Source organism: Nonomuraea rhizosphaerae (genome assembly GCF_019396405.1).
GTDB lineage: Bacteria > Actinomycetota > Actinomycetes > Streptosporangiales > Streptosporangiaceae > Nonomuraea > Nonomuraea rhizosphaerae.
Map to the genome: position 1 here is coordinate 1 of NZ_JAHKRL010000113.1, position 6144 is coordinate 6144.

The window sequence follows — 6144 nt, forward strand, 5'->3', positions numbered from 1 at the left end:
CCCGCCCCCAGCACGGCGGCCGCGGCGAACGTGAGCGCGGCCGCGGTGCTGCGCCGGTGCACCCCCAGGACGTACATCGCGGTCAGCAGCAGGTAGAAGGCCATCTCGTAGGACAGCGTCCACAGCACGTTGGCCACGTTCGGCACATACAGCAGGTTCTGCAGCATGCCGGCGTGCGCCAGGGCCAGTGCCGCCGTCCGGCTGCCCCACCAGGTGTGCAGGTCGTCCCAGCCGAGCGCGGCCAGCAGCAGCATGCCGGCCACGCACACGGCGAACAGCGGCCACAGCCGCAGCAGCCGCGAGATCCAGAACGCCCGCACGCTGCCCCGCCGCTCCAGCGACGCCGGCACGATGTAGCCGCTGACCAGGAAGAACACCATGACGCCGTACCAGCCGGGGTCGAAGACGGCCTTGATCGGCGGGCGCGCCTCCGGCCACAGCGGTTTGAGCGCGTGCTCAGCGACCACCACCATCGCGGCCAGCCCGCGCAGCGCGTCCAGCCAGGCCAGACGGCGGGGGTGCGGCGGGGCGGGGCTCGCGGTGGTCAGGGGAGGGGAGAGCATCAGGACATCGTAGTTGTCCTGCCTCTCCTGCCCCGTAAAGCGTCATCTGTCCGCCGTCACTTGTCGGCGTCACTTGTTCCAGGCGATGAGGAACTCGGCGAAGGAGATGCGGCCGTCCACGTCGCCGTCGTGCTCGTCGGAGACCTTGAAGATCGAGTCGAGCTCGGCGCCGGTGACCTGCTCGCCGTGCGCGTTCATGGCGAGGGTGAACTCCTCGCGGGTGATGTATCCGTCGCCGTCGCGGTCGAACTCGTGGAACGTGGCTTTCGGGTCGTCATGGTCAGGCATAGGTGAAATCTCCCTTATGTGATCTACATCGTAAAGCTGGCGGATTTGGTGAAAAACTCCCTCGAATCAGCCAGCCAACCCCCTCAGCGAGGAAGCCAGGGTAATGGCGGGCGGAGCTGGGTGAATAGACTTGTGCGACGTGACTTCCAAGCCGCGCATCCCCAATGTCCTGGCCGCCCGCTACGCCTCCGCCGAGCTGGCGCGGCTGTGGTCTCCCGAGTACAAGGTGGTCGCCGAGCGGCGGCTGTGGCTGGCGGTGCTGCGGGCGCAGGCCGAGCTGGGGGTCGCGGTGCCGGAGGGGGCGCTGGCCGACTACGACAAGGTGGTCGAGCACGTCGACCTGGCCTCGATCGCGGAGCGGGAGCGGGTGACGCGCCATGACGTCAAGGCGCGGATCGAGGAGTTCAACGCGCTGGCCGGCCACGAGCAGGTGCACAAGGGGATGACCTCGCGTGACCTGACCGAGAACGTGGAGCAGCTGCAGGTGCGTGACAGCCTGCTGCTGGTGCGTGACCGGGTGGTGGCGTTGCTGGCCCGGCTGGCGGAGCTGGCGCGTGAGCACGAGGCGACGGTGATGGCCGGCCGGTCGCACAATGTGGCGGCGCAGGCCACGACGCTGGGCAAGAGGTTCGCGTCAGCGGCCGATGAGCTGCTGGTGGCGTTCGGCCGGCTGGAGGAGCTGCTGGCCCGCTACCCGCTGCGGGGGATCAAGGGGCCGGTGGGAACGGCCCAGGACATGCTCGACCTGCTGGGCGGTGACCGGGAGAAGCTGGCCGAGCTGGAAGGGCGGGTGGCGGCGCATCTGGGGTTCGAGCGGCGGCTGACGAGCGTGGGGCAGGTCTATCCGCGGTCGCTGGATTTCGAGGTGGTCTCGGCTCTGGTGCAGCTGGCGGCCTCCCCGTCGTCGCTGGCCAGGACGATCCGGCTGATGGCGGGCCATGAGCTGGTGACGGAGGGGTTCGCCGAGGGGCAGGTGGGCTCCTCGGCGATGCCGCACAAGATGAACACGCGCTCGTGCGAGCGGGTGAACGGGCTGGCGGTGATCCTGCGCGGGTATGCGGGGATGACGGCGGAGCTGGCGGGGGATCAGTGGAACGAGGGGGATGTGTCGTGTTCGGTGGTGCGCCGGGTGGCGTTGCCGGACGCGTTCTTCGCCTTCGACGGGCTGGTGGAGACGATGTTGACGGTGCTGGAGGAGTTCGGGGCCTTTCCGGCGGTGATCTCGGCTGAGCTGGACCGTTATCTGCCGTTCCTGGCGACGACGAAGATGCTGATGGCGGCCGTGCGCGCGGGAGTGGGACGGGAGAGCGCGCATGAGCTGATCAAGGAGCACGCGGTGGCGTCGGCGCTGGCGATGCGTTCGCGGGGGGCGGCGAACGAGCTGCTGGAGCGGCTGGCGGCCGATGAGCGTTTCCCGCTGGATCGGGCGGGGCTGGAGGGGCTGCTGGCCGATCGGGTGTCGTTCACGGGGGCGGCGGCCGAGCAGGTGGAGGCCGTGGTGGCGCGGGTGGGTGAGGTGGTGGCGGCTCACCCGCGGGCGGCGGCCTACCGTCCCGGCGCGATCTTGTGAGCGGCGGGCCTGCGCGGCGGCGGCGTTTCAGGGGTGGGCGTTGCGCAGCAGTTGGGCCAGCAGGGGGCGGAGTGCCGGCGGGACGGTGGATTCGGTGAGTTCGCTGACCTGGTCGCCGTCGGGGTGGTGGACGGTGAGCCGGTAGCGCGGCTGGGCGGAGCCGGGCCGCTCGGCGAGCTGGTCGGCGGGCGGCTGTCCGCCGGAAAGCTGCTGGGCGGGCAGCTGGGCGAGGGCGCGCAGGTGGGCGGGGTCGTCGGTGTCGAGGCTGGCGTGCAGGCGGCGGCCGGTGAAGCCGCCGCTGGTCTGCAGAGTCACGCGCATGGCGGCGCTCCTGCCCTTCTCCTGGTGCGGTGGGTGTCGGGTGTCACGGTACGGGCCCGCCCGGCAGGCCCGTACCGGAGCTGTTCACCTGGCCGGCCGGCTCACCAGAAGCCTTGCTGGCGGGCGGCGCCGCGGACGGACTGCGGCGCCTGGCGGGGCACGAGGTTGTTGCGGGCCAGGATGCGGGCCTGGGCGACGGCCACGGCGGCGGCGTCGGCGAACTTGGCGTTGGGCCACAGGTTCTGCAGCGTCTGGTACATGATGGTCGTCGCGGCGTCGATGCCGATGTCGGTGCAGATGAGGTAGAACCAGCGGTTGGGGATGCCGGACATGATGTGCGGGTCGGCGGGTTCGGTGTAGCCGCTCATGTCGCGGGGCTGGGGGTCGCGGCCCATCATGGGGTTGTCGAAGGCGGTGCCGGGTTCGGCCATGCTGCGCAGCGCCTCGCCGAACAGGTCGGGGGCCATGATCTCGTCGCCGATGAGCCAGTTGTGGGTGCCGGCGTCCTTGCCGCCGGCGTAGGCGTCGATGGCCGAGCCGATCATGTCGCTGAAGGACTCGTTGAGGGCGCCGCTCTGGTCGTCGGTGTAGTTGAGGTTGGCGCTGAACTGGGTGACGCCGTGGGTGAGCTCGTGGGCGCACACGTCGATGCTGGCGGTCAGGTCGGTGAAGACGGTGCCGCTGCCGTTGCCGAACACCATGCGCAGGCCGGTGTCGTCCCAGAAGGCGTTGTCGAAGTCGACGCCGAAGTTGACGTTGGCGACGAGGTTGAGGCCGGCGTTGTCGATGGAGTCGCGGCCGAGCTTGGCCTTGTAGTAGCTGCGCACGGCGCCGAGGTGGTCGTAGGCGTCGTTGGCGTTCTGGGCGGGCACGGCGGGGTCGCCCTCGCCGCGGATGAACTGCACGTCGAACGTCCACTGGTTCTGATCGTCGTGGATGAGGCGTCCGGAGGTGCCGGGTTTGGGGACGGTCAGGCCGGTGGGGACGGTGCCGGGTTCGGCGGTCAGGCGTTGCTCGGTGAGGGGCAGGGCCAGCGGCAGGGCGCCGGCGGTGCGGCGGCCGCGGCGGAACTGGGCCGAGACGACGGCCGAGCGCTGGGTGGGTGAGGGTTCGGCGCTCTGCTGGGCCTGGACCTTGGCGATGTGGTCCAGGACGTGGGGCGGGATGAAGTAGCAGCGGTTCGCCATGGCGCGGCCCCTCTTGCTGGTGTCGGGTTCGAGGTCTCTCAGGTAAGTCCTTGGGGGCGGGGCGCGCATCGGTGGCGGGCTCAGAGCTTCCCCTAGGTTCGCCTGCCGGAGCGGGGGTGGGGGCGGGGGGAAATTGGGGTGAGGTTCGGCGGGGCGTCAGGCAGAGTTGACGGTGTGATGTCCGATTTTGTGCCTGGTATCGAGTTGTCCCGAGCGTTTTATGCCGAGGTGGTGGAGCCGCTGGTGTCGGGGGTGGAGCACAGTGCGGCGTTGATCGGTCCGGGGTCGGAGGTGCTGGCTTTCGACACGGGCCGGTCAGCTGATCATGACTGGGGGCCGCGGGTGCTGGTGTTCGTGGCGCCGGGCGCGGTGGCGCGGGTGCAGGAGCGGGTGACGGCGGGGCTGCCCGATCGGTTCCGGGGGCTGGCGACGGTGTTCGACTATCACGGGGTGGTGCGGCCCGGTGTGGTGGTGGCGGAGCTGGGGCAGTGGCTGAGCGGTCGGCTGGGCTTCGATCCGCGGCTGGGGGTCTCGCTGCTGGACTGGTTGTCGGTGCCGTGGCAGAGCCTGGCGGAGGTGACGCTGGGGGCGGTCTTCCATGACGGGCTGGGGGAGCTGGAGACGGCCCGGGCGGCGTTGCGCTGGTATCCGGGGGACGTGTGGCGTTACGTACTGGCTTGTCAGTGGCAGCGGATCGGGCAGGAGGAGCCGTTCCCCGGCCGCTCCGGTGAGGTGGGCGACGAGCTGGGGTCGGCGGTGGTGGGGGCGCGGCTGGGCCGGGAGGTGATGCGGCTGGCGCTGCTGCTTCGCCGTCGCTATCCCCCGTACGCCAAGTGGCTGGGCAGTGCCCTGGCCCGGATGCCGGGGTCGACGGAGCTGGGGGAGTGCCTGGGGGCGGCGGTGGCGGCGCGGTCGTGGGTGGAGCGTCAGGACGGCCTGGCGGCCGCCTACGGGCGGCTGGCGTCGTGGCAGAACCGGGTGGCGCTGGCCGAGCCGCTGGACGAGCGGGTGCGGCCCTTCCATGATCGGCCGTTCCGGGTGATCGACGGGGGCCGGTTCGCGCGGGCGTTGATGGGGGCGGTGTCGGATCCGGTGATCAGGGGGCTGCCGGTGGTGGGGTGCGTGGATCAGTTGTCGGACTCGGTGGATCTGCTGCTGGAGCCGGGACGGGCGCGGGCGGTGACGGCGGCGGCCCTGGGACTCGGCGCGTAAGTGAAATGGACTCCAAAATTGGAGTAGAGTTCATTTTGTGAGTGAGGGATTGCGGGAGCGCAAGAAACGCCAGACCCGCCGGCACATCCGCCAGACGGCCCTCGGCCTGTTCGTCGGACGCGGCTTCGACCACGTCACCGTCGCCGAGGTCGCCGCCGCGGCGCAGGTGTCGGTCAACACCGTCTACAACTACTTCCCCGCCAAGGAGGACCTCGTCCTGCCGCCCGAGGAGGCCTCCCCGCAGCGGCTGGCCGACATGGTGCGCCGCCGCGCGCCCGGCCAGAGCGCCGTGCCGGCCGTCCTCGGCGAGCTGCGGCGCGAGGTGGAGCGGCGCGACCCCGCCCTCGGCCTGAGCGAGGGGTTCGGCCGGGTCCTGGAGATGATGCGGGCCGCGCCCACGCTCACCGCCCGCCTGGGCGACCTCGGCGCGCGGATGACCGGCGAGCTCGCCGAAGTGCTGGCCACCGAGACCGGCCGCCCGCCCGGCGACCCCGTGGCGCGCATGGTCGCCTGGCAGGTCGGCAACCTGCACGCCCTCCTCTACAGCGAGATCGCCCGGCTGACCACCGACGGGCGCGGCGTGCACGAGATCGCGCGGGCCGTGCTGGAACTGCTGGAGACCTTCGAGCAACTGTGCGGCGAACGCCTGCTCGGCTACGCCCCGCGAGAGAGGCCATGATGTTCAGAGTGACGATCTCCGGCACCTTCGACGCGCTCGACGAGGCCGGCAGGCAGGCCGTGCGAGAGGCGGGCGGGATGGAGTTCACCGAGGCCGGGACCTTCACCCACGACGCCGGGGTGTCGGCGTTCACCTTCCGCTGCCAGGTGCCCGCAGGCGAGGCACCCGACCCGGACGCCGCCGCGCGGGCGCTGGCGGCGCTGGACGGGCACGGGCACGCCTACCGGGTGCTGCGGGTGGCGGTCACGGACATGCGCGACCTCAAGATCCGCCGCAAACGCCGCTGAAACGGGCGCCGGAAGGCGCTGTCGGCGCCGGCGCGGC

Annotated in this window: 8 protein-coding genes; 4 read left to right on the forward strand and 4 right to left on the reverse strand. The window is 71.2% G+C overall.

All coding sequences use genetic code 11. The features are described 5' to 3' along the window. Together KME77_RS05650 and KME77_RS05655 are read right to left on the reverse strand one after the other, a co-directional pair. The coding region (locus KME77_RS05650; protein ID WP_219462634.1) for an acyltransferase family protein at nucleotides 1-563 on the reverse strand (563 nt) is incomplete at its 3' end. Nucleotides 564-632: 69 nt separating this feature from the next. Continuing rightward, nucleotides 633-851 carry an EF-hand domain-containing protein gene (locus KME77_RS05655; protein ID WP_219462635.1) on the reverse strand — a complete coding sequence of 73 codons (219 nt, stop codon included), beginning with the start codon at nucleotides 849-851 and terminating at the stop codon, nucleotides 633-635. Nucleotides 852-990: 139 nt separating this feature from the next. On the opposite strand from KME77_RS05655, the gene purB reads away from it, so the two are divergent. After that, complete coding sequence (gene purB / locus KME77_RS05660) at nucleotides 991-2421, forward strand: adenylosuccinate lyase (protein ID WP_219462638.1); 1431 nt, start codon at nucleotides 991-993, stop codon at nucleotides 2419-2421. Between the two features lie 27 nt (nucleotides 2422-2448). Here the strand turns inward: purB and KME77_RS05665 are convergent, their stop codons facing one another. Both KME77_RS05665 and KME77_RS05670 read right to left on the reverse strand, forming a co-directional pair. After that, the gene (locus KME77_RS05665; RefSeq protein WP_219462640.1) at nucleotides 2449-2742 is read right to left on the reverse strand and encodes a protealysin inhibitor emfourin; all 294 of its coding nucleotides are present in this window, start codon (nucleotides 2740-2742) and stop codon (nucleotides 2449-2451) included. A 101-nt stretch (nucleotides 2743-2843) separates the two neighbouring features. Further along, on the reverse strand, nucleotides 2844-3929 hold the full coding sequence (locus tag KME77_RS05670; RefSeq protein ID WP_219462642.1) for a M4 family metallopeptidase: 1086 nt from the start codon (nucleotides 3927-3929) through the stop codon (nucleotides 2844-2846). A 228-nt stretch (nucleotides 3930-4157) separates the two neighbouring features. Between KME77_RS05670 and KME77_RS29755 the strand changes: the two genes are divergently transcribed. The 3 genes from KME77_RS29755 to KME77_RS05685 are packed head-to-tail and all read left to right on the forward strand — an operon-like array spanning nucleotide 4158 to nucleotide 6107. Further along, entirely contained in the window at nucleotides 4158-5141 is a 984-nt protein-coding gene (locus KME77_RS29755; RefSeq protein WP_308250563.1) for a DUF4037 domain-containing protein, read from the forward strand. A gap of 37 nt (nucleotides 5142-5178) precedes the next feature. After that, complete coding sequence (locus tag KME77_RS05680; protein WP_219462646.1) at nucleotides 5179-5820, forward strand: TetR/AcrR family transcriptional regulator; 642 nt, start codon at nucleotides 5179-5181, stop codon at nucleotides 5818-5820. Further along, nucleotides 5820-6107 carry a DUF6204 family protein gene (locus KME77_RS05685; protein ID WP_219462649.1) on the forward strand — a complete coding sequence of 96 codons (288 nt, stop codon included), beginning with the start codon at nucleotides 5820-5822 and terminating at the stop codon, nucleotides 6105-6107. Before KME77_RS05680 ends, KME77_RS05685 begins: the two co-directional genes overlap by 1 nt. The last annotated feature ends 37 nt before the right edge of the window (nucleotides 6108-6144 follow it).

Bases quoted from the DNA above. Each gene is read 5' to 3' on its own strand.
- KME77_RS05655 (WP_219462635.1), bottom strand. From the start codon at position 851: ATGCCTGACCATGACGACCCGAAAGCCACGTTCCACGAGTTCGACCGC.
- KME77_RS05665 (WP_219462640.1), bottom strand. From the start codon at position 2,742: ATGCGCGTGACTCTGCAGACCAGCGGCGGCTTCACCGGCCGCCGCCTG.
- KME77_RS05670 (WP_219462642.1), bottom strand. From the start codon at position 3,929: ATGGCGAACCGCTGCTACTTCATCCCGCCCCACGTCCTGGACCACATC.
- KME77_RS05685 (WP_219462649.1), top strand. From the start codon at position 5,820: ATGTTCAGAGTGACGATCTCCGGCACCTTCGACGCGCTCGACGAGGCC.